Source organism: Micromonospora sp. NPDC049282, from assembly GCF_043197045.1.
Taxonomy (GTDB): Bacteria; Actinomycetota; Actinomycetes; order Mycobacteriales; family Micromonosporaceae; genus Micromonospora.
On sequence record NZ_JBICSL010000001.1, the window covers coordinates 185,374 to 204,763 of the forward strand.

Annotated in this window: 16 protein-coding genes; 8 read left to right on the forward strand and 8 right to left on the reverse strand. The window is 74.5% G+C overall.

Features of this window, described 5'->3' with window-relative positions; genetic code table 11:
- Positions 1–19: 19 nt before the first annotated feature.
- The 7 genes from ACGFI2_RS00860 to ftsY all read right to left on the reverse strand — a co-directional run bounded on the left by ACGFI2_RS00860 (position 20) and on the right by ftsY (position 8,265).
- Positions 20–841 carry an ABC transporter permease subunit gene (locus ACGFI2_RS00860; protein WP_393508512.1) on the reverse strand — a complete coding sequence of 274 codons (822 nt, stop codon included), beginning with the start codon at positions 839–841 and terminating at the stop codon, positions 20–22.
- Entirely contained in the window at positions 831–1,733 is a 903-nt protein-coding gene (locus ACGFI2_RS00865) for an ABC transporter ATP-binding protein (protein ID WP_393508515.1), read from the reverse strand. Before ACGFI2_RS00865 ends, ACGFI2_RS00860 begins: the two co-directional genes overlap by 11 nt.
- A gap of 134 nt (positions 1,734–1,867) precedes the next feature.
- Entirely contained in the window at positions 1,868–4,258 is a 2,391-nt protein-coding gene (locus ACGFI2_RS00870; protein ID WP_393508518.1) for a [protein-PII] uridylyltransferase, read from the reverse strand.
- A gap of 17 nt (positions 4,259–4,275) precedes the next feature.
- Complete coding sequence (locus tag ACGFI2_RS00875) at positions 4,276–4,614, reverse strand: P-II family nitrogen regulator (protein WP_174537509.1); 339 nt, start codon at positions 4,612–4,614, stop codon at positions 4,276–4,278.
- 25 nt (positions 4,615–4,639) lie between these two features.
- Entirely contained in the window at positions 4,640–6,046 is a 1,407-nt protein-coding gene (locus tag ACGFI2_RS00880; protein ID WP_393508521.1) for an ammonium transporter, read from the reverse strand.
- Between the two features lie 165 nt (positions 6,047–6,211).
- Positions 6,212–7,075: an aminoglycoside phosphotransferase family protein gene (locus ACGFI2_RS00885; RefSeq protein WP_393508524.1), complete on the reverse strand. Its 864-nt coding sequence runs from the start codon at positions 7,073–7,075 to the stop codon at positions 6,212–6,214.
- 8 nt (positions 7,076–7,083) lie between these two features.
- Positions 7,084–8,265 (reverse strand): signal recognition particle-docking protein FtsY, encoded by a 1,182-nt coding sequence (gene ftsY / locus ACGFI2_RS00890; protein WP_393508527.1) that lies wholly within the window; start codon positions 8,263–8,265, stop codon positions 7,084–7,086.
- Positions 8,266–8,411: 146 nt separating this feature from the next.
- On the opposite strand from ftsY, the gene ACGFI2_RS00895 reads away from it, so the two are divergent.
- From ACGFI2_RS00895 to ACGFI2_RS00910, 4 genes are all read left to right on the forward strand, one after another.
- Positions 8,412–10,124: an alkaline phosphatase D family protein gene (locus tag ACGFI2_RS00895; RefSeq protein WP_393508530.1), complete on the forward strand. Its 1,713-nt coding sequence runs from the start codon at positions 8,412–8,414 to the stop codon at positions 10,122–10,124.
- 13 nt (positions 10,125–10,137) lie between these two features.
- Positions 10,138–10,563: a MarR family winged helix-turn-helix transcriptional regulator gene (locus ACGFI2_RS00900; RefSeq protein ID WP_393508533.1), complete on the forward strand. Its 426-nt coding sequence runs from the start codon at positions 10,138–10,140 to the stop codon at positions 10,561–10,563.
- 97 nt (positions 10,564–10,660) lie between these two features.
- Positions 10,661–11,194 (forward strand): DinB family protein, encoded by a 534-nt coding sequence (locus tag ACGFI2_RS00905; protein WP_393508536.1) that lies wholly within the window; start codon positions 10,661–10,663, stop codon positions 11,192–11,194.
- A 208-nt stretch (positions 11,195–11,402) separates the two neighbouring features.
- Complete coding sequence (locus tag ACGFI2_RS00910) at positions 11,403–12,911, forward strand: N,N-dimethylformamidase beta subunit family domain-containing protein (RefSeq protein WP_393508539.1); 1,509 nt, start codon at positions 11,403–11,405, stop codon at positions 12,909–12,911.
- Positions 12,912–12,945: 34 nt separating this feature from the next.
- Here ACGFI2_RS00910 and ACGFI2_RS00915 read toward each other — a convergent pair whose 3' ends face one another.
- Positions 12,946–13,935, reverse strand: coding sequence for an ArsR/SmtB family transcription factor (locus ACGFI2_RS00915; RefSeq protein WP_393508542.1), 990 nt, complete (start codon positions 13,933–13,935; stop codon positions 12,946–12,948).
- A gap of 77 nt (positions 13,936–14,012) precedes the next feature.
- Between ACGFI2_RS00915 and ACGFI2_RS00920 the strand changes: the two genes are divergently transcribed.
- The 4 genes from ACGFI2_RS00920 to ACGFI2_RS00935 all read left to right on the forward strand — a co-directional run bounded on the left by ACGFI2_RS00920 (position 14,013) and on the right by ACGFI2_RS00935 (position 19,388).
- Positions 14,013–14,948: a superoxide dismutase gene (locus ACGFI2_RS00920; protein WP_393508545.1), complete on the forward strand. Its 936-nt coding sequence runs from the start codon at positions 14,013–14,015 to the stop codon at positions 14,946–14,948.
- Between the two features lie 107 nt (positions 14,949–15,055).
- Entirely contained in the window at positions 15,056–15,439 is a 384-nt protein-coding gene (locus ACGFI2_RS00925; protein WP_393508547.1) for a hypothetical protein, read from the forward strand.
- Complete coding sequence (locus ACGFI2_RS00930; RefSeq protein WP_393508550.1) at positions 15,436–18,030, forward strand: caspase family protein; 2,595 nt, start codon at positions 15,436–15,438, stop codon at positions 18,028–18,030. Before ACGFI2_RS00925 ends, ACGFI2_RS00930 begins: the two co-directional genes overlap by 4 nt.
- Positions 18,030–19,388, forward strand: a complete 1,359-nt coding sequence (locus ACGFI2_RS00935) for an extracellular solute-binding protein (protein ID WP_393508553.1) — start codon at positions 18,030–18,032, stop codon at positions 19,386–19,388. The genes ACGFI2_RS00930 and ACGFI2_RS00935 overlap by 1 nt, the downstream gene beginning before the upstream one ends.
- Positions 19,389–19,390: the final 2 nt, after the last annotated feature.

Below are 19,390 nucleotides of genomic sequence, written 5' to 3' on the forward strand. Positions count from 1 at the left end.
CCACTCTCCCCGTCCCGGCTCAGCCGATGTCCCGCCGGCGCAGCAGCGCCGCGCCGACCACCGCGAAACCCACCAGGTACGCGCACACCACCACCGCCGCCTGCCCGCCGCCGACGGTCGCCGCGACGCCGGGGGTGTCTCCCGGTGCGCCCAGCGCCGCGGCCAACGCACCGGCGTTCGGGCCCGGCAGCCCCTGCTGGGCGGTGGCCACCCAGTCGACGAGCGGGGCGGCGATCGCGGCGAGCAGGTTCTGCACGGCGAGCATCCACACCAGACCCAACCCGACCGGCAGCGCCACCGCGCGCAACGCGACCGCGAGCACGGCACCGAGCATCGCCCACATCGTCGCGATGAGCCACCCCGCGCCGACGCCGACCACCAGGTCACCGGCCGACGGCCAGCGCACCGGCTGCGCCTCGGCGGTCGCGATGAGCACGGCGGCCACCGCGCCGACCACGAACACGGCGAGCACCACGGCCAGCGCGGCGAGAGCGAGGGCGAGCAGCTTGCCGGCGTACACCTCGATCCGGGTGGGCCCCTGGGTGAGCACGGTCTTCCAGGTGCCCCAGCCGTACTCGCCGCCCACCGTGAGCACGCCGAGGATGAGCAGGATCGCGCCGAGGAAGACCGGCAGGCCGCCGAGCGAGTTGCCGACCAGGTGGTCGGGGAGCATGGCGGGCAGCGCCCGGTCCGTGTTCGGGCCGTCGGCGCCGCCGGCCGCCCCGGCGTACGGGAAGAGGTAGGTGAAGATCAACGACAGCGCCAGGGTGATCGTCAGCAGCAGCCAGGCGGCCGGCCGCCGGACCAGCTTGACCAGCTCGGCGCGGAAACTACGCGACATCGGCCGTACCCCTCTCCACCAGGTCGAAGAAGACCTGCTCCAAGTCCCGTTCCGTCGGCCGCAGCTCGCGCACGGCGAGCCCGGCGCCGACCAGCTCGGCGTTCAGCCAGGCCGCCCGCTCCGGCTCGATCGCCAGTTCCAGCCCGCCGTCGACGACGCGCACCCGGTCCGCGCCGACGAGTTCCCGGGCCCGCGCCGCCGCCTGGTCCGGCGGGTCGGCGCGCACCCGCAACCCGGCCGCGCCGCGCAGCTCGTCGACGCTGCCCTCGGCCACCAACGCGCCGCGGGCGATCACACCGACCCGGTCACACACCTGCTCCACCTCGCCGAGCAGGTGGCTGGAGACCAGCACGGTCGATCCGGCCGCGCCGAGCCGCCGGATCAGGGTCCGCATGTCCGCCATGCCGGCCGGGTCGAGGCCGTTCGTGGGCTCGTCCAGGATCAGCAGGCGCGGGTCCTTCAGCAGCGCGGCGGCCACCCCGAGCCGCTGCTTCATGCCCAACGAGTAGCCGGCGTACCGGTCGCCCGCCCGATCGGTGAGGTCGACCAGGTCGAGCACCGCCGCGACGCGGTCCGCGCCGACCCCGGCGTAGCGGGCCAGCACCCGCAGGTTGTCCCGACCGGACAGGTACGGGTAGAACGCCGGCCCCTCGATCAGCGCGCCGACGCCGGTGAGCCGCCCGGCGCCGGGCGCGCGGCCGAGCAGCCGTACCGTGCCGGCGCTGGGCCGGATCAGGCCGAGCAGCATGCGCAGGGTGGTGGTCTTGCCGGCGCCGTTGGGGCCGAGGAAGCCGTACACCTCGCCGGCCCGCACGGTCAGGTCGAGATTCCGCACGGCGGTGAGGCCGCCGTACCGTTTGGTGAGCCCTTCGGTCCGCACTGGCAGGTTCATGCCCCCGAGCCTCCCGGCCCCGGGCCCTCGGCACGTCGGCCCGGCGGCGGCTCCCGGCGTACGTCAGCGGGCGTAGCCCGAGGTGTTGAGCGGGGGCCCCGCCTCTACCGAATGCGTTGACCGGGGGCCCCGCCTTACACGGCGGCGAGCACGGCGGCCTCGACGCGGGCTCGTTGCTCGTCCGGCGGCCAGCCGCCGACCAGGTAGAAAGCGTCGACCACGTCGCCGCCGAGGGTGGAGATCCGGGCGGCCCGCACCTGGGCGCCGGCCTCGTCGAGCGCGCAGGTGACCCGGTAGAGCAGGCCGGCCGCGTCGGCGGCCCGCAACTCCAGCAGCACCGCGTCGGTGGCCGCCTCCCGGTGCCAGACCACCCGGGGCGCGGCGCCCCGGCTCCGGGCCGCCAGGGCCCGGCCGCGCAGGCGCTGGATGACCGAGACGTCGCCGGCGACCGCGCGGCGCAGGTCGGCGCTGAGCGCGATCGGGTCGGGCGCCAGCCCGTAGCGCGGCTGCACCCGGCACTCGACCAGGGCGCGGCCGTCGACCGTGGCGGCGTCCGCGGAGATCACCTCCAGCCGGTGCAGGGCCAGGCACCCGGCCACCGTGGCGAGCAGCCCACGCCGGTCGGCGGCGGCCACCGCCACCCGGTCCTCCCCCAGGTGTACGACCGGAAGCGGCCCGGCGACCAGCGCCGGGTCGGGGGCCGGCGGCGCGGGCACCACGCCGGTGTCCAGCGTGGTGCGCACCCGGGCGACCAGTTCGGCGATCAGCCGGCCCTTCCAGCCGGACCAGGCGGCCGGGCCGGTGGCGGCGGCGTCGGCCTGGACGAGGGCGTGCAGCAGTTCCAGGGTGCCGGTGTCGCCGACCCGCTCGGCGACACCGGCGACGGTCTTCGGGTCGGACAGGTCCCGCCGGGTGGCCACGTCGGGCAGCAGCAGGTGCAGCCGGACCAGCGTGCCGATCAGCGCCGCCTCGGCCGGGGGCAGCCCGATCCGGGTGGCGACCGCCTCGGCCAGCGGCGCCCCGACCGTCGAATGATCCCCGGGGAGTCCCTTGCCGATGTCGTGCAGGAACGCGCCGAGCAGCAGCAGGTCCGGCCGTTCCACCTCGCGGGTGTGCCGGCTCGCCTCGTACGCGGTCTGCACCAGGTGCCGGTCGAGGGTGAACCGGTGCACCGGGTTGTGCTGGGGCAGGCTGCGCAGCCTGGTCCACTCGGGCAGCCAGCCGTCGATCAACCCGTACCGGTCGCAGGTCTCCCACGCCGGCACCAGGCCCGGACCGGCGCCGAGCAGGGTGGTCAGCGCGGCGCGGGCGGCCGGCGGCCACGGCGCGGGCAGCGGCGGGCAGTAGGCGGCCAGCCACTCGCAGGTGGCCCGGGCGATGGGCAGCCGGGTGGTGGCCGCCGCGGCCGCGATCCGCAGCGACAGGCTCGGGTCGGGGCGGGCCCCGATCGCGGTACGGGCGAGCACCAGCTCGCCGTCCTGCTCGACGACGTCGCGGGCGACCGGGCGGCGCACCGGCCGGCCGGGGGCGGCGCGGTGCCGGCCGGAGCGGAGCCGGTCGGCGGCCCGCCAGGCGTCGTCCAGGGCGTGACTGACGGTTCGCGCGTCGCCGGCCACCAGCCGCAGCAGCGTGTCCCCCTCGGCGACCGGCGGCGGGGCGTCGTCCCGGACGGGCGCGCGCCCTCCGGACGCGCCGCCGTCGGACGCGCCGCCGTCGGACGCGGGCCCCACGGACGCGGCCCCGACGGGCGCGCCGAGCTGGGGTTGGCGCAGCCCGAGCAGGGCGGCCACGCCGTCGCGTTCCTGGGCGAGCAGCCGGTCGACCCGGCGGCCGACCTGCTGGTGCAGGGCGTCGCGGGTGTCCAGCAGGCGCCGGTGCGCGGCGTGCACGGCCGGGCGGAGTGCGTCGGTGACGCCGGCGGTGGCGATGGCGCGCAGGATGCCGACGTCGCGCAGGCCGCCGGCGGCCTCCTTGAGGTCGCCCTCCAGCAGGAAGGCCAGCTCGCCGTGGGCCTCCCAGCGGGCCGCGGTGATCTCGCGCAGGCCGGGCAGCTGACGGATCGCGGTGCGCCGCCAGTGGTCGGTGGCGGTGCGGGCGAGTTGGTCGGTCAGGGCCGGGTCGCCGGCCACGTGCCGCGCGTCGAGCAGGCCGAGGGCGACCTTGACATCGTCCTGGGCCACCGACAGCGCCTCCGCGACGGTCCGCACCGAGTGGTCGAGCCGTAGTCCGGCGTCCCAGATCGGATACCAGAGCGAGGCGGCCAGCTCGTCGATGCCGGCCACACCGGCGTGCAGCAGCACCAGGTCGAGGTCGCCGTAGGGGGCGCACTGGCGGCGGCCGAGCCCGCCCACCGCGACCAGCGCGACCCCGGCCCGCGCCGGGAAGATCCGGCGCAGCCAGGCGTCGAGCGCGCCGGCCCGGGCGGACCGGGCCGGCTCACCGATGCCCCCGGGTACGCCGACGACCTCGTTGACCACGGGCACGCCGGACCCGGTGGGGCCGGTGGCCGTGGTCAACGAGGTCACGTCGGCGGGTTCCGCTCTCAGAGGGCGTCGAGCCCGCGCTCGCCGGTGCGTACCCGGACGACCTCCTCGACGCCGGTCACCCAGACCTTGCCGTCGCCGATCTTGCCGGTCCGGGCGGCGCCGACGATGGCGTCCACGATCTTGTCCACGTCGATCTCGTCGGTGAGCACCTCGACCCGGATCTTGGGCAGGAACTCCACCGTGTACTCCGCACCCCGGTAGACCTCGGTGTGCCCCTTCTGCCGGCCGTAGCCCTGGACCTCGCTGACGGTCAGCCCGGCCACGCCGAGCGCGTGCAGGGCCTCCTTCACCGCGTCCAGCTGGTACGGCTTGATGACCGCGGTCACCAGCTTCATGTCCAACCCCTCCATCCCTGGAACGTTAACCGGCGACCTTCTCGCTGACCGGCGCGGACTCCTCCGCCTCGTCGGCGGGCTCCGGGTTCGGCCTGGTGCCGCCGATCCCGGCCATCGCGAACGCGCTCGTGCTGCTGCCCGTGGTGGGCGACAGGTCGTACGCGCTCTCCGCGTGCTCGGCGACGTCGATGCCGTCGACCTCCGCCTCGGCCGCCACCCGGAAGCCGATCGTCTTCTGGATCGCGAAGGCGAGCAGCCAGGCGACGCCGCCCGACCAGACGGTGACGATCAGACCGGCCAGCGCCTGCCGGCCGAGCTGGGTCACGCCGCCGCCGTAGAACAGGCCGTCCGAGGCGCCGACCACGTCGCCGATCGCGCTGTTGACGGAGTTGGTGGCGAACAGGCCGAGCCACAGCGACCCGATCCAGCCGCCGACGAAGTGCACGCCGACCACGTCGAGGGAGTCGTCGTAGCCGAGCTTGTACTTCAGGCTGATGGCGAGCGCGCAGACCGCGCCGGCGACGCCGCCGAGCAGGACCGCCGCCCAGGGGGCGATGAACCCGCAGGCCGGGGTGATGGCGACCAGACCCGCCACCGCGCCGGAGGACGCGCCGACCATGGTCGGGCGGCCGTCCTTGATCCGCTCGACCAGCAGCCAGCCGAGCACCGCCGCGGCGGTGGCGAGCTGGGTGTTGAGGAACGCCAGACCGGCCACCGGGTCGACGGTCAGCTCGGAGCCGGCGTTGAAACCGAACCAGCCGAACCAGAGCAGACCGGCGCCGAGCGCGACCAGCGGGATGTTGTGCGGCTTCATGCCCTCGCGCGGCCAGCCCACCCGCCTGCCGAGCACCAGCGCCACGCCGAGCGCCGCCGCACCGGCGTTGATGTGCACCGCGGTGCCACCGGCGAAGTCGAGCGCGTGCAGCTTGGCGCCGATGATGCCGCCGCCCCACACCCAGTGCGCGACCGGGAAGTAGACCAGGGTGGCCCAGCCGAACGCGAAGAGCAGCCAGCCGGAGAACTTGGCCCGGTCGGAGATGGCGCCGCTGATCAGCGCGACGGTGATCACCGCGAAGACCATCTGGAACGCCATGAACACGTAGAGCGGGATGCCGATGCCGCTGGGGTTCTCCGCCGTGGCGCCCCAGAGGTCGGTCTCGGCGAGGAACGTCTTGGTGCCGAGGTAGGCGCCCGGGTCACCCCAGAGCCCGTTGACGTCGCTGCCGAACGCGACGCTGAAACCGTAGAACCACCACAGAACAGAGATGAGCCCGATGGCCGAGAAGCTCATCATCATCATGTTGAGCACGCCCTTGGACCTGTTGAGGCCGCCGTAGAACAGCGCCAGGCCGGGGGTCATGAGCAGCACGAGAGCGGTCGAAACCAGCAGCCAAACGGTGTTGCCGCCGTCGATCGTCGGTGCTTCAGGCACGCTGGCCTCCTAAAGGTGAAGTTCCCTCCTTCGCGGCTTCCGGGGCAGCGTCGCCCGTACGCCGGTTGCGCGAGAGCTTGGTCGGCTGCTGTTTCCTGCACCGACACCGCTCGATTTCCGACACGTGACGGCTTGTTTCCGGCGTGTGACGAGCGTCGATCTTGCTCAGCGCAGCGCGTACTCCAGGTGGTGCCGCTCGTAGTCGAGCAGGCGCAGGTCACGCATCGGCCGGCGGAGGTGGCCCTTGTGCACGATCCGGACGAACGCCGGCTCACCGGCGGCGGCCATCCGCCGGATGCCCTCGACGTGGTCGACGATGCGCTTGCGGATGGTGCGGATGAGCCGGTGCCGGTCGCGGGGGATCAGCCCGTACGCGTCGGCGAAGAGCCGCAGCCGGCGTGGCCGGTCGGGGCGCTTCCAGCCGAGCGTGACGGAGTCCCGGTCGGAGAAGATGGGCACCCAGGTCCAGGCCGCGTACGCCACGTCGTAGATGCGGGCGCCGGGCGAGGCGAGGTCGAAGTCGATCAGCCCGAGCGTGCCGTCGGGACGCCAGATCACGTTGTGCGGGGCCGCGTCGTGGTGGCAGATCACCTCGGTGTCCGGCGGGGGCGGCCCGAACGAGCGCCAGACCGCGCCGGGCGGCGGGGTGAAGCCGTACTGGGCGTCGTGGAACATCCGCAGCATGGTGGCCACGGTGACCAGGGCCTCGTCGGTGACCCAGTGCGGGGCCAGCGGGTATTCCCCGCACTCCCCCTCCAGGTACGACAGGACCTCCCGGTTGCGCTCGTCCATGCCGAGCGCGCGCGGCGCGCCGGTGAAGCCGACGTATTCCAGGTGGCGCAACAACGCGTGGACCGAGGGCGTCCACGGGCCGGCGTTGCGCCGGACCGTGTCGCCCACGCGGACCACGGTGCTCACGTTCCCGCCGTGCAGCGGGATCTCCTGCGAAGTCACGTACGGTCTCCCGAGGCGTGGCGCCGGGTGGCTGGGGTCGCGCCACCCGGCGTAGGCGCGATCGTCAGTCGTCACGGGAGAGGCTACGCGTCCCGGCCGGGCGGCTCGGTGCCGAGCAGCGCGTCGACGAACTGCGCCGGGTCGAACGGGGCGAGATCGTCCTTGCCCTCGCCGAGGCCGACCAGCTTGACCGGGATGCCGAGCTTGCGCTGCACGGCGATCACGATGCCGCCCTTGGCCGTGCCGTCGAGCTTGGTCAGCACCACCCCGGTGACGTTCACCACCTCGGTGAAGACCCGCGCCTGCTCCAGGCCGTTCTGGCCGGTGGTGGCGTCCAGCACCAGCAGCGTCTCGTCGATCGGGCCGTGCTTCTCCACCACCCGCTTCACCTTGCCCAGCTCGTCCATCAGGCCGACCTTGTTCTGCAACCGGCCGGCGGTGTCGATCAGCACGGTGTCGACGCCGACGTCGATGCCGCGCCGGACCGCGTCGAACGCGACGCTGGCCGGGTCGGCGGCCTCCGGCCCGCGGACCGTCTCCGCGCCCACCCGACCGCCCCAGGTCTCCAGCTGGTCGGCGGCGGCGGCCCGGAACGTGTCGGCCGCGCCGAGCAGCACGGTGCGGCCGTCCGCCACGAGCACCCGGGCGATCTTGCCGCAGGTGGTGGTCTTGCCGGCGCCGTTGACGCCGACCACAAGCACCACCGCCGGGACGCCCTCCTTCGACGCGGTCCGCAGCGACCGGTCCAGGCTCGGGTCGAGCGCGTTGACCAGCTCGGTGGCGAGCAGCGTCCGCAGCTCGTCGCCGGTGCGGGTGCCGAGCACCCGGGTCCGTTCGCGCAGCCGGTCGACGATCTCCCGGGTCGAGTCGATGCCGACGTCCGCGGTGATCAGGCTGTCCTCGATCTCCTCCCAGGTGTCCTCGTCGAGCCGGTCCCGGCTGAGCAGGCCGAGCAGGCCCTTGCCGAAGGCGTTCTGGGAGCGGGACAGCCGGGAGCGCAGCCGGACCAGCCGGCCGGCGGTGGGCTCGGGCACCTCGATCGGGGGTGCCTCGACCGGCGGCGCCTCGACCACCACGCCGGTGCTCAGCTCCGCCTCCGGGGCCTCCACCGGCGGGCCGGCCAGGTCCTCCTCGGTGCGGGTGTCGACCTCCGTGGTCGGCAGCGGCGGCTCCGGGCGGCGGCGCAGCCGGGGCACCACGAGGCTCAGGCCACCGATGATCAGCACGCCGAGCAGGGCGAGAGCGACGAGGAGGTATTCCTTCATGCCCGAAATCCTGTCAGATGCCGGCGACGGCGTCCCACTCACGGCCTCGGCACGCGAACAACCTGCGGGTACGCTCGCTGCTGGAAGGCGTACCGCAACCGCCGGCCGGGTAGGAAGACCCAATCGATCTTGTCGGAGGTAACGTCGTGCCCGGTTCCCGCCTGCTCATCGGCCCACTGCTCCGCCGGGTCGTCGACACGCGGGCGACCGTCTGGGTGGAGACGAGCGCACCCGCGGTGGTCACCGTCCGCACGGCCGACGGCGCCACCGGCAGCGCGCCCACCTTCTCGGCGTACGACCACCACTACGCGATCGTGATCGTGACCGGGCTCACCCCGGACAGCTCCTCCCGCTACGAGGTGCTGATCGACGACGAGGTGGCCTGGCCGGTGCCGGACAGCGGGTTCCCGCCCAGCGTGATCCGGACCCGGGCGGCCGACGACGGCGACCAGCCGGTGCGCCTCGTCTTCGGCTCCTGCCGGGAGACCACCCAGCACTCCACCGCGCGCAAGCTGCCGCCGGACGCGCTCGACGCGTACGCCCGGCGGGTGATGGCCGCGCCCGACGAGGTGGCGCTCCCCGACCTGCTGGTGCTGCTCGGCGACCAGGTCTACGCCGACGAGACCTCGCCGACCGTGCGCCGGCTGCTCAGGCGACGCCGCCGGCGACCGAAGGACGCCCCGGCGGCGCAGGTGGTCAGCTTCGACGAGTACACGAAGCTCTACCTGGAGTCCTGGCGCGATCCGGAGATCCGCTGGCTGCTCTCCACCGTGCCGAGCGTGATGATCTTCGACGACCACGAGGTGATCGACGACTGGAACACCTCGGCGTCCTGGCGGGCGGACATGCGCGAGCAGCCGTGGTGGGCCGAGCGGATCCGCAGCGGCCTCGCCTCCTACTGGGTCTACCAGCACCTGGGCAACCTCGGCCCGGACGAGATCGCCGCCGACCCGGTGTACGCGAAGGTGGTGGCCGCCGAGGACGCCACCGGCGTGCTGCACGAGTTCGGCGAGCGGGTGGACACCGAGGCCGACCTGGCGCACGACACCGAGCGGTGGCGGGCCGTGCAATATCAGTGGAGCTACGCGCTGGACCTGGGCCGGACCCGCCTGGTCATGCTGGACAACCGCTCCAGCCGGGTGCTCCTGCCCGGGCACCGGGCGATGCTGCCGCCCGGCGAGTGGTCGTGGTTCCTCGACCAGGCGCACGGCGCCTACGACCACCTGGTGGTGGGCACCTCGCTGCCCTGGCTGTTGCCGCCGGGCATCCACCACGTGGAGGCGTGGAACGAGCGCCTCGCCGACTCCGACCGGCCCTGGGTGGCCCGGCTGGCCGAGCAGATGCGCCGGGCCTGGGACCTGGAGCACTGGGCGGCGTTCCGGCGCTCCTTCGACGCGCTCGGCGAGCTGTTCGCCCGGTTGGGCAGCGGCGCCGCGGCGCGCACCGGCGCGCGGGTGGGCGCCGGGCCGGCGTACCCGCGCCCGGCCTCGATCAGCGTGCTCTCCGGCGACGTGCACCACTCCTACGTGGCCCGGGCCCGGTTCGCCGACCGGGGCGTGCGTACGCCGGTGCACCAGCTCACCTGCTCGCCGATCCACAACCAGGTGCCGGCCGGGATGCGGCCGCTGATGAAGCTGGGCTGGAACCCGGGGCCGGCCGGGGCGACCCGGGCGCTGGCCCGCTCGGCGGGGGTGCGCCGGCCGCTGGTGCGGTGGCGCAAGCTGGCCGGGCCCTACTTCGGCAACGCGGTGGCCACGCTTACCCACCGGGGCCGGTCGGCCGCCGTGGTGATCGAGGGCACCGCCGGCGACGGCGAGCTGCGGCCGGTGGCGCGCCAGCAGCTCAGCGACGAGCCATGACTATCCTCTGACGATGGACGAGACGCTGCGCGCCGTGGAACACGAGTTGACCGCGCTGCTGCGCCGCGGCCGGGCGCTGTCCTGGGAGATCGCCCGCGAGGTCCATCCCAACCTGGAGCCGAACGCCTACGGGCTGCTGCTCTGGCTGCGCCGCTCGGGCCAGATCCGGCTCACCGACCTGGCCGTCAAGCTGGGCATCGGCAAGGGCACGTTGAGTCGCCAGATCGGCGGCCTGGAGGCGTTGGGCCTGGTGCGCCGTGACCCGGATCCGACCGACCGGCGGGCCGCCCAGCTCAGCCTCACCGAGGAGGGCACCCGGCGGTTCGACGCGGCCCGGGCGGCCCGACTCGGGCAGATCCGACGTTCGCTGGAGGACTGGCCGAAAGAGGACGTGGCGCACTTCGCCCGGCTGATGCACCGGTTCAACGAGACGTTCTGACCTGCCCCGAGGGGAACAGGAGCCGCACCGGAGTGTAAGGAGGGGTCCCCGGTTAACGGCTCGCGTTGTACCGGGGCCCCCTCTTAACATCGCCGGGATGACGACCTGGAGAGCACCCGAAGTCGACCGCCGCCACGAGCCCTACGTCGCCGAGGAGCGGGACATGCTCCAGGGCTGGCTGGACACCCACCGCGACACCCTGCGCCTCAAGTGCGCCGGGCTGACCGCCGACCAACTGCGCACCCCCAGCGTCGAGCCCTCCGGGCTGACCCTGCTCGGCCTGGTGCGGCACATGGCCGACGTGGAGCGCTGGTGGTTCCGGCACCACGCGGCCGGCCTGGAGCTGCCCGACCTGTACGACTACAGCGCCGACCCGGACGCCGACCTCAACGACATCGCCGACGCCGACCCGGCCGAGGCGTTCGCCACCCTGCACGCCGAGATCGAGGCGGCCGACCGGGCGGTGGCCGACCTGCCGCTGGACCACACCTTCGTCAGCCGCAAGCGCGACGGCAGCACGCACGAGATCAGCCTCCGCTGGGTGTACGTGCACATGATCGAGGAGTACGCCCGGCACAACGGCCACGCCGACCTGATCCGCGAACGTCTCGACGGCGTCACCGGCTCCTGACCCGGCCGCCGACCGCCGGCTCGGCCGAACGGCCGAGGCTCGGCACCTGATCGTCCACAAGTGACCGTTCCCGGCAACGCCGCGCAGACCTGAGACGTCTTGCGGCTGAACGGCCGTGGCCGGATCCGATCACCCGGCACCCTCGCCGGGCCCGCACCACCGCATCGGAACCGCCGGGCGCACGGGCGACCAGGTTGACGGGGGCGGGATGGGACACACTCGACGACGGACGCTGGGCATCCTCGGCGCGCTCGGGGCGACGGCGCTGGGCACGGGCGGGCGGTCGGGCCCCTGCGCCGGCGACCCGACCGGACCGGGCCGGGCGACCGCGCCCCGGCCGGCCGCCGGGTCCCCGCCGGTCGTGGTGGAGAACACCCGACCCGGCGCGGCCGACTTCCGACTGACCGGGCACCGGTTCGCCCAGGACGCGCGCGGCGAGATCGCCGGCTACGTCCACGCCACCAGCGTCGCCCCCGGTGACAAGCTGCGGTTCCAGGTCTCGGTGGCCCAGCCCCAGAAGTACCGCATCACCCTCTTCCGCCTCGGCCACTACCGGGGGGCGGGAGCGCGGCAGGTGGCGGTCAGCCCGTGGCTCGACGGCGTTCCCCAGGGCGCGCCGAGCGTGGACCCGGCAACCGGCGCGGTGCGGTGCGACTGGCGCCCGGGGTGGCGACCGACCGTGACCCCGGATTGGGTGAGCGGCCTCTACCTCGCCCTGCTCGCCGGCGCCTCCGGCCACCACCAGTGGATCCCCTTCGTGGTGCGCCCGCCGGTGGCTGGCGGCGGGGCGCTGGTCGTGCTGCCCACCAGCACCTGGCAGGCCTACAACCGGTGGCCGGAGGACGGGCGCACCGGCGCCAGCCTCTACTACGGCTTCGACCCGGTCGGGCGGCGCAGCGGGGAGCGCCGGGCCCGGGCGGTCAGCCACGACCGGCCGTACGCCGGCTCCGGCATTCCGGCCCTGGCCGACCACGACATCGGCTTCGTGCGCTGGGTGGAGGGGCTGGGCCTGGACCTGGGGTACGCCACCAGCGAGGACCTGCACGCCGGGCGGGTGGATCCGGCCCGGTTCCGCGCGGTCGTGTTCCCCGGCCACGACGAATACTGGTCGGCGCCGATGCGCCAGGCGGTGGTCACCGCCCGCGATGCCGGCACCAGCCTGGTCTTCCTCGGCGCGAACAACTGCTACTGGCGGATCCGCTACGGGGCGGACGACCGGGACGGCCGCCTCATCCGGTGCGCCAAGGAGAGCCGGCCGGCGTCCGGGCCGATGCCACCCACCACGCGGTGGCGGACGGCCGGCCACCCCGAGCAGCAGTTCATCGGGGCCCAGTACGTCAGCATGGTGGACGGGTACGCCCCGCTGGTGGTCCGCGACGCCGGGCACTGGTTCTGGGCCGGTGCCGGCGTCCGGGACGGCGACCTGATCCCGGAGGTCGTGTGGGGTGAGGCCGACCGGCAGATGGTCCGCTTCGCCGCGCCGGCAGCGACGGAACAGACGCTGCTGGCCGAGTCCCCCTACCGGCACGAGGGCGCGCCCCAGGTGCAGCAGAGCCGGCTCTACCGGGCCGTGTCCGGGGCCTGGGTGTTCGCCGCCGGCTCGCTGGGCTGGACCCGGGTGCTCGCCGACCCGGCGGTGGCCGATGCCCGCCTGGCCCGGGCCACCGTCAACCTGCTGCACCGGGTGGTCGCCGGCGGCGGAGCGGCGGCGCACTGATCCTGACCGGACCGGATGACGGCCCCGCCACCGGTCACCCGGGTCCGGCCTCCGCCGGGCCGCCCGCCCGCAACAACTGCTCGCCCAGCGGGGTGAGGCAGTGCCGCACCGACGCGCCCGCCCGCCGGGTGGTGATCAGGCCGGCGGCCCGCAGGGTCGCCGCGTGCTCGCTGGCCGTCGCGGCGGAGACACCGACCCGGCGCGCGAGCTGGGAGGTGCCGGGGGCGTCGGCGGTCGCCGCGAGCACCGCCGCCCGGGTGCGCCCGAGCAGGTCCGCCAGGGGCGCGCGGGATCGCAGGTGCTCCGGACCCGGCCGGATCGGGTAGACCAGCACCAGCGGGCCGGTCGGGTCGGCCAGCAGGAACGGCTGCGGGGCGAGGTGGCACGGCACGAGGGTCAGCCCGCGTCCGCCGGGGGTCAGCTCGATGTCGTCGGCGACCGCGCACCGGTACGACAGCGCGTAGCTCTTCCCCGTCTCGGCCCACGCCAGGTACGGGCTGAGGTCGCGGAGCACCCGGTCGAGGCCACCGTCGGCCAGGACGTGACCGCGTACCGCCCGGTCGGCGCGTACCGCGGTCTCGACCTCCGCCCAGTAGGGAGCGAGCGCCACGCCGTGGAAGGCGAGCATCGCGGCGCGCAGTCGAGCTCGGGCGGCGGCCTCTCCGGCGGCCAGCGGCGCCACCCGGGCGGGCAGCGCACCCGACTCCACCAGCGGGCTGAGCTCGGCGGCGAGCACCTCGTCCGGCGTGCCGGCGACCCGGTCCACCAGGCTGGCGAAATCGCCGTCGAAGCGGGGCGGGGTGAGGAAGTCCGGCAGCAGGTACGGCGTCCGGCACAGGTCGAGGTAGGGCCGCATGTCGGGGCGCAGCGCCGCCCTGGTGCGGGCCCGCCACGCGGTGAGGTGGGTCGGCACGTCGGCGAGGACCAGCCGCTGCGCGGCCATCGCCAGTTCGACCAGGGCCGCCGGGCCGGCATGCAGCACGGTCCGGCTCAGGTCGGTCGCGTTGAGCCGCAGGGTGGTCACCGGCGAACGGTAGCCACCTTTCGGCCCGGTCCGAAAGGGGCTTCCGGTCGGGTCGTCACCGCCGGACGCTCCGTGGGGTGAAGACACTTCTCGCGGCGGCGGCGGTGGTCCTGACGGCGGTGACCGCCGGCGCGCCGGAACCCGCCCCCATCACCGGCCGCCCCGTCGTCTACGTCGTCTCCGCCGAACCGGACGTGTTCCCGGAGGGGCTCACCGTCACCCCGGCCGGAACCATGTACGTCACCAGTTCGGCCACCGGGGCGGTCTACCGGGGCGACACCCGGCGGGCGGTCCTGCACCCGTTCCTCGCCGCCGGCACCGACGGCCGGACCAGTGCCGCCGGCATCCGGACCGACCGCCAGGGTCGGATCTTCGTCGCCGGCTGGCTCACCGGCACGCTCTTCGTGTACGGCCCGGACGGCACCCTGCTGGCCCGCCGGACGGCGGCCGGCGGCGCGGCCCTGAACGACCTGGTGGTCACCGGCGACGCCGTCTACGTCACCGACTCCGCCACCGGCACGCTGTGGCGCGCCGCGCTCGCCGGCGGGCGGGTCGGCGCGCTCGTCCCGTGGGTGCGTCCGGACGACTTCCCGGCCGCGCCGACGTTCCTCAACGGCGTCGTCAGCGACCCGTCGGGCCGGCTCGCCCTGGTGGCGGAGCAGGGCGGTGAACGCCTGTTCCGGGTCGACCTGACGACCCGGGCCGTGACCGAGGTCGAGGTGACCGGTGGCCGGATGGGTGCGGACGGCCTGCTGCTGGAGGGCCATCGGCTGTATGGGGTGGTCAACGAGACGGACGCCGCCGGCGTGACCCGGTTCGCGGTGAACGTGGCCCGGCTCGACGCAGGGTTGCGCACCGCCCGGGTGGTGGGCCGGTCCGGTCCGGTCGACACCCGACGGTCTCCGACCGCGGTGGCCCGCGACGCCGATCGTCTGCTCTGGGTGGAGAGCCAGCTCTTCGCCGACCCGGCCGCCCCACCGTTCACCGTCACCGAGGTGCCCGGCCTGCGGTGAGCCACCGCCCGGTCGGGCGGGACACGGGGCCCGCCCGACCGGGTCGAGCCGCCACTGTGTACGGAATGTTACCGGCCGGTTGGCGGAGAGCTGATAACGTGCCATCAATGAACACAATGGTGGGTCGGCTCGTCACCGTCGATGACGACGACGACGCGATCGAGGAATCCGCCCACCGCCTGCGCCGGGAGTTGCACCAGCTCGACGGCGTCCGCTCGGTCGGGCCGGCGGAGTCGGCCACGGTCGCGCCGGACGGCGCCCGGGCCGGCGAACTCGCCGAACTGGGCACGCTGCTCGCCACCCTGGCCGCCCAGGCGGACCTCGTCGCCGGGGTGCTCCGCGTCGTCGGGGACTGGCAGCGGCGGCGCGGTCGCGGTCGGGTCGAGGTGCGCATCGGCGAGCACGAGCTGGTCCTCGACAACGCCACCGCCGACGACCAGCGCCGGCTGATCGAGGCGTTCATCGACCGGGTGTTCCCACCGGAACGATGAGACGAGCGCTGATCATCGCGAACGAGGCCTACGCGGATCCTCAGTTCGCCGCCCTCCCCGGCGCCGTGGCGGACGCGGACTCCCTCCGCGAGGTGCTGGAGAACCCGGCGATCGGCGCCTTCGACGACGTACGCGTGTTGCGCAACCGCACCGTCCACGACGTCGGTCGCGCCGTCGCCATCTTCTTCCACAACACCGAGCCCGACGACCTGCTGCTCCTGCACATCTCGGCACACGGGCTGAAGGACGCGGCCGGGGACCTCTTCTTCGCCGCCGCCGACTCCGAGCACGACAGTCACCTGATCCGGGCGACCGCGCTGTCCGCCGCCGACATCCGGCACGAGATGGCCGACAGCCGGGCGAAGCAGATCGTGGTGCTGCTCGACTGCTGCTACAGCGGCGCCTTCGCACGCGACGAGCGAGCCCGGGGCGCGCGGGACGCCGACCTGACCGCCCCGTTCCGCGGGCGTGGGCACGTCGTGATCACCTCCTGCGCCGGCACCGAACTCAGCTTCGAGCGGGACGGTCAGGGCGTCTTCACCCGGGCGGTGGTCGACGGGCTGCGCACCGGGCAGGCCGACCGCAACGGCGACGGGATCGTCGACACCGACGAACTGCATCAGTACGTGGCCGAGAAGGTCGGCGAGGTGAGCAGCCGGCAGCGTCCCACCCTCTCCGTCTTCCGGAAGGAGGGCGTGATCCGGGTGGCCTGGGCGGGCCGGGAACCACCCCCGCCACCACCGGAGGAAGGGCTCGACCGGTGGAGGCGCCTGGTCGCCGCGGTGACGCCGCGCCGCGTCGCACGCGGCGCGCTGCCACGGCGGGTGGTCGTGCCGCTCCTCGCGGCCTGGGCGCTCCTGTGCGCCTCGGTCGGATACGCCGGCCCGGTCGGCGCCGCCGGAGTCGGCTGCTTCCAGCCACCGGAGGTGCGGGTGGCCACCTCGGCCGCCGGTCTCCAGCCCTACCGCGAGGTGGCGGACGCGTTCGAACGGTGGTCCGCGCGCCAGCACCGGGGCTGCCCGCTGGCCCGGATCTACCTGTATCCCGCCGCCGCCGACGACGTCCGGGCCGGCATCGGCGCCCACTGGGGCTCGTCCGGCGAGCCGGGTCGCCGCTACCTGCGGGACGTCGGTCCGCACCCGGACCTGTGGCTGCCCGAGTCGGCGATCGACGTGGCGCGGCTGGGCGCGGCCGGCACGGGCGTGCTCGACGAGGTCGACGAGATCGCCGCGTCGCCGGTGGTGCTCGGCGTTCCGCAGGCCCAGGTCGCCGCCGGCGACACCGTCGACACGGCGCGCCGGATGGGGCGGACCTGGCGGGAGCTGTTCCGCGACGCCGCCGGGGCGACCACCGACACGCCGATCGCCGGCGGCCGGGGCGTGGTGCGCGCGGATCCGGCCGTGTCGGCGCCCGCCCGCCTGGCCACCTACGCGCTCTACGGCGGCGAGCGGGGGCTGGTGTCCGCGTCGACCGCCCGACAGGACGTCGAACGACGGGTGGATCAGGCGCTGGACGCGGGCTCGTACCCGATCGGCGACGACCTCGCCGTGCTGTGCCGGCAGCGGACCCGCGCCACCGCCGCCCCCACCGCCACCGCGGGGGTCGGCACACCCGCCGTGATGCTCACCGAGCAGGCGCTGGTGCGCTACAACCAGGGCCGGCCGCTCGGCGTCGGCTGCCCGGCACAGCAGGCGCCACCGGCGGCCGAGCGGTTGCAGGCGTTCTACCCGTCCGACTCACCGGTGCTCTTCCTCACCGCCGCCCGGCTCCGCTGGCCGGAGGCGGTGCAGAGTCCCGCCGTACGGGCCGGGGCGTCCCATTTCGTCCGCTGGCTGGTCGACGAGGAGGAGGGCCGACAGGCGCTGCTCGGAGTCGGCCTGCGGCCGCCGGGCGTGACCGCCACGGCTCCGGTGGACCGCGCCAACGGCGCGTTGTTCGACTGGCCGTTCGCCCGGGTCCGCCCCCTGCACGAGCTGGTCGCCGACGACCAGGACCGGGTGCGCGAGGTCTACCGCCGCGCGCACCGGCCGGGCCGGGTCCTGGTGGCGTTGGACGCGTCCGGCTCGATGCGCGACCCGAGCGAGGATCGACGCCGGAGCCGGTTCGAGGTGGCGGTGGACGGGGTCGGGCGGTCCCTGGAACGGGTGGGCGGGCGGGACGAGTTCGGTCTCCGCACGTTCTCCACGGTGGCCGCCAACGCCCGGCCGATCGTGCCGATCGGTCCGCCCGGCGCGGCGGTCACCGGCAGCCTGCACGCCGCCGTCCAGCGGATCCGGCCGTCCGGCGACACCCCGCTGCACCGGACCATCCAACAGGGCGCCGCGCAGCTCCGGGGCGGCAGCGGCGACCCGCTGCGCGCGCTCGTGGTGGTCACCGACGGCCAGGACACCACCGGGCGACCGCCGCCCACCGTGGCGGAGCTGTCCGGGGTACGCCTCTACGTTCTCGCGGTGGGCGACGCGGCCTGCGCCGGCTCGCCGCTCGACCGCCTCGCGCAGGGTTCCGGGGGTGACTGCTACGACACCCGGGCCGACCGCCTCGACGCGACGCTGGACCGGTTGTTCACCGCGCTGTGGAAAGGAGCGGACTGATGCCACCGACCCGGGGGGCCAGGTCGACGCCGGTGCAGGGCCGGCGGAGCTGGTGGCGGGCGTTCGGGCTCGGCCTGATGAGTGGTGTGCTGGTGGCCGCGCTGGCCTCGCTCCTGCTCTGGAAGGTCGCCGGGCCCGAGGGCCTGGAGCCGGGTGACCTCGTGATCCTCACCGGTCGCGACGACAGCAAGGGCGAGCAGCGGCAGGCGCTCCTCAAGCTCTGGAACGCGGCGAACCCCGGTAACCAGGCCACGATGATCAGTCTGCCGGAGACGGCGGACGGCCAGTACGCCGAGATGATCAACCGCGGCGAGCACGAACGGGACCAGGACATCGACGTGTTCAATCTCGACGTCACCTGGACGGCGGCGTTCGCGGAGAAGAACCTGCTGCGCCCGATCGACGAACCCCGGCTCGCCGAGCGCCCGGACGAGACGTTCCTGGAGAAGCCGCTGCGCACCTGCCGCTACCAGGACCGACTGTGGGCGCTCCCGTTCAACACCGACGCCGGGCTGCTCTACTACCGCAAGGACCTCAAGCTGGCGCCTCCGTTCGACTGGCCGAAGATCGAGACCGAGTCGATCCGGCTGCTCACGGCGCGGACTCCCGGGCTCAAGGCCGGCTTCACCAGCCAGCTCGCCAACTACGAGGGATTGACCGTCAACGCGTTGGAGGCGCTCTGGGCGCACGACGGCGACCTGCGCGTCGACGGTCAGGGGAACGTCTCGATCGACCCGAGGCGGCTGGCCGCCGCGCTCCGGTCGCTGACCCCGCCGACCAGCGGGCCGGCCGTGGTGTCGAGCGGGGCGCTCGACCAGAACGAGGACCAGAGCCGGGAGGCGTTCGCGGCGGGCGAGGTCGCGTTCATGCGCAACTGGCCGGTCGCCTACCGCAAGTTGACAGGTGGTGACGCGACCGCGGCGCCGTCCGCGGCGATGACGGCGGCGGCGGCCAGGGTCGGCGTCACCGACCTGCCCGGGCCGAGCGTGCTGGGTGGCCAGAACCTCGCGGTCGCCCGGCAGAGCAAGCAGCCCCGGGCCGCCCAGGCGTTGATCGAGTACCTCACCGGGGAGGAGAGCCAACGAACGCTCTTCGAGGAGGGCGGATTCGCCGCGACCCGGGCCGTCGTCTACGAGGACGTGGGGATCAAGGAGAACTACCCGTACCTCCCACTGTTGCGGAAGGCGATCGACCGCGCCAGGCTCCGGCCGGTCTCACCGCACTACGTCAACTTCAGCCGGGTGCTGCGCGGCTACGTCCGGGAGGTGATCGAGGGCCGAACGCTCCCGGACGACCTGAACGCCCGACTCACCGAGGCCCTGCGCGGCATCACCCCGACCGGCCCCGCGCCGGACTAGGC

Bases quoted from the DNA above. Each gene is read 5' to 3' on its own strand.
- ACGFI2_RS00860 (WP_393508512.1), bottom strand. From the start codon at position 841: ATGTCGCGTAGTTTCCGCGCCGAGCTGGTCAAGCTGGTCCGGCGGCCG.
- ACGFI2_RS00900 (WP_393508533.1), top strand. From the start codon at position 10,138: ATGGACGAGACGCTGCGCGCCGTGGAACACGAGTTGACCGCGCTGCTG.
- ACGFI2_RS00910 (WP_393508539.1), top strand. From the start codon at position 11,403: ATGGGACACACTCGACGACGGACGCTGGGCATCCTCGGCGCGCTCGGG.
- ACGFI2_RS00925 (WP_393508547.1), top strand. From the start codon at position 15,056: ATGAACACAATGGTGGGTCGGCTCGTCACCGTCGATGACGACGACGAC.
- ACGFI2_RS00930 (WP_393508550.1), top strand. From the start codon at position 15,436: ATGAGACGAGCGCTGATCATCGCGAACGAGGCCTACGCGGATCCTCAG.
- ACGFI2_RS00875 (WP_174537509.1), bottom strand. From the start codon at position 4,614: ATGAAGCTGGTGACCGCGGTCATCAAGCCGTACCAGCTGGACGCGGTG.
- ACGFI2_RS00935 (WP_393508553.1), top strand. From the start codon at position 18,030: ATGCCACCGACCCGGGGGGCCAGGTCGACGCCGGTGCAGGGCCGGCGG.
- ACGFI2_RS00905 (WP_393508536.1), top strand. From the start codon at position 10,661: ATGACGACCTGGAGAGCACCCGAAGTCGACCGCCGCCACGAGCCCTAC.
- ACGFI2_RS00865 (WP_393508515.1), bottom strand. From the start codon at position 1,733: ATGAACCTGCCAGTGCGGACCGAAGGGCTCACCAAACGGTACGGCGGC.
- ftsY (WP_393508527.1), bottom strand. From the start codon at position 8,265: ATGAAGGAATACCTCCTCGTCGCTCTCGCCCTGCTCGGCGTGCTGATC.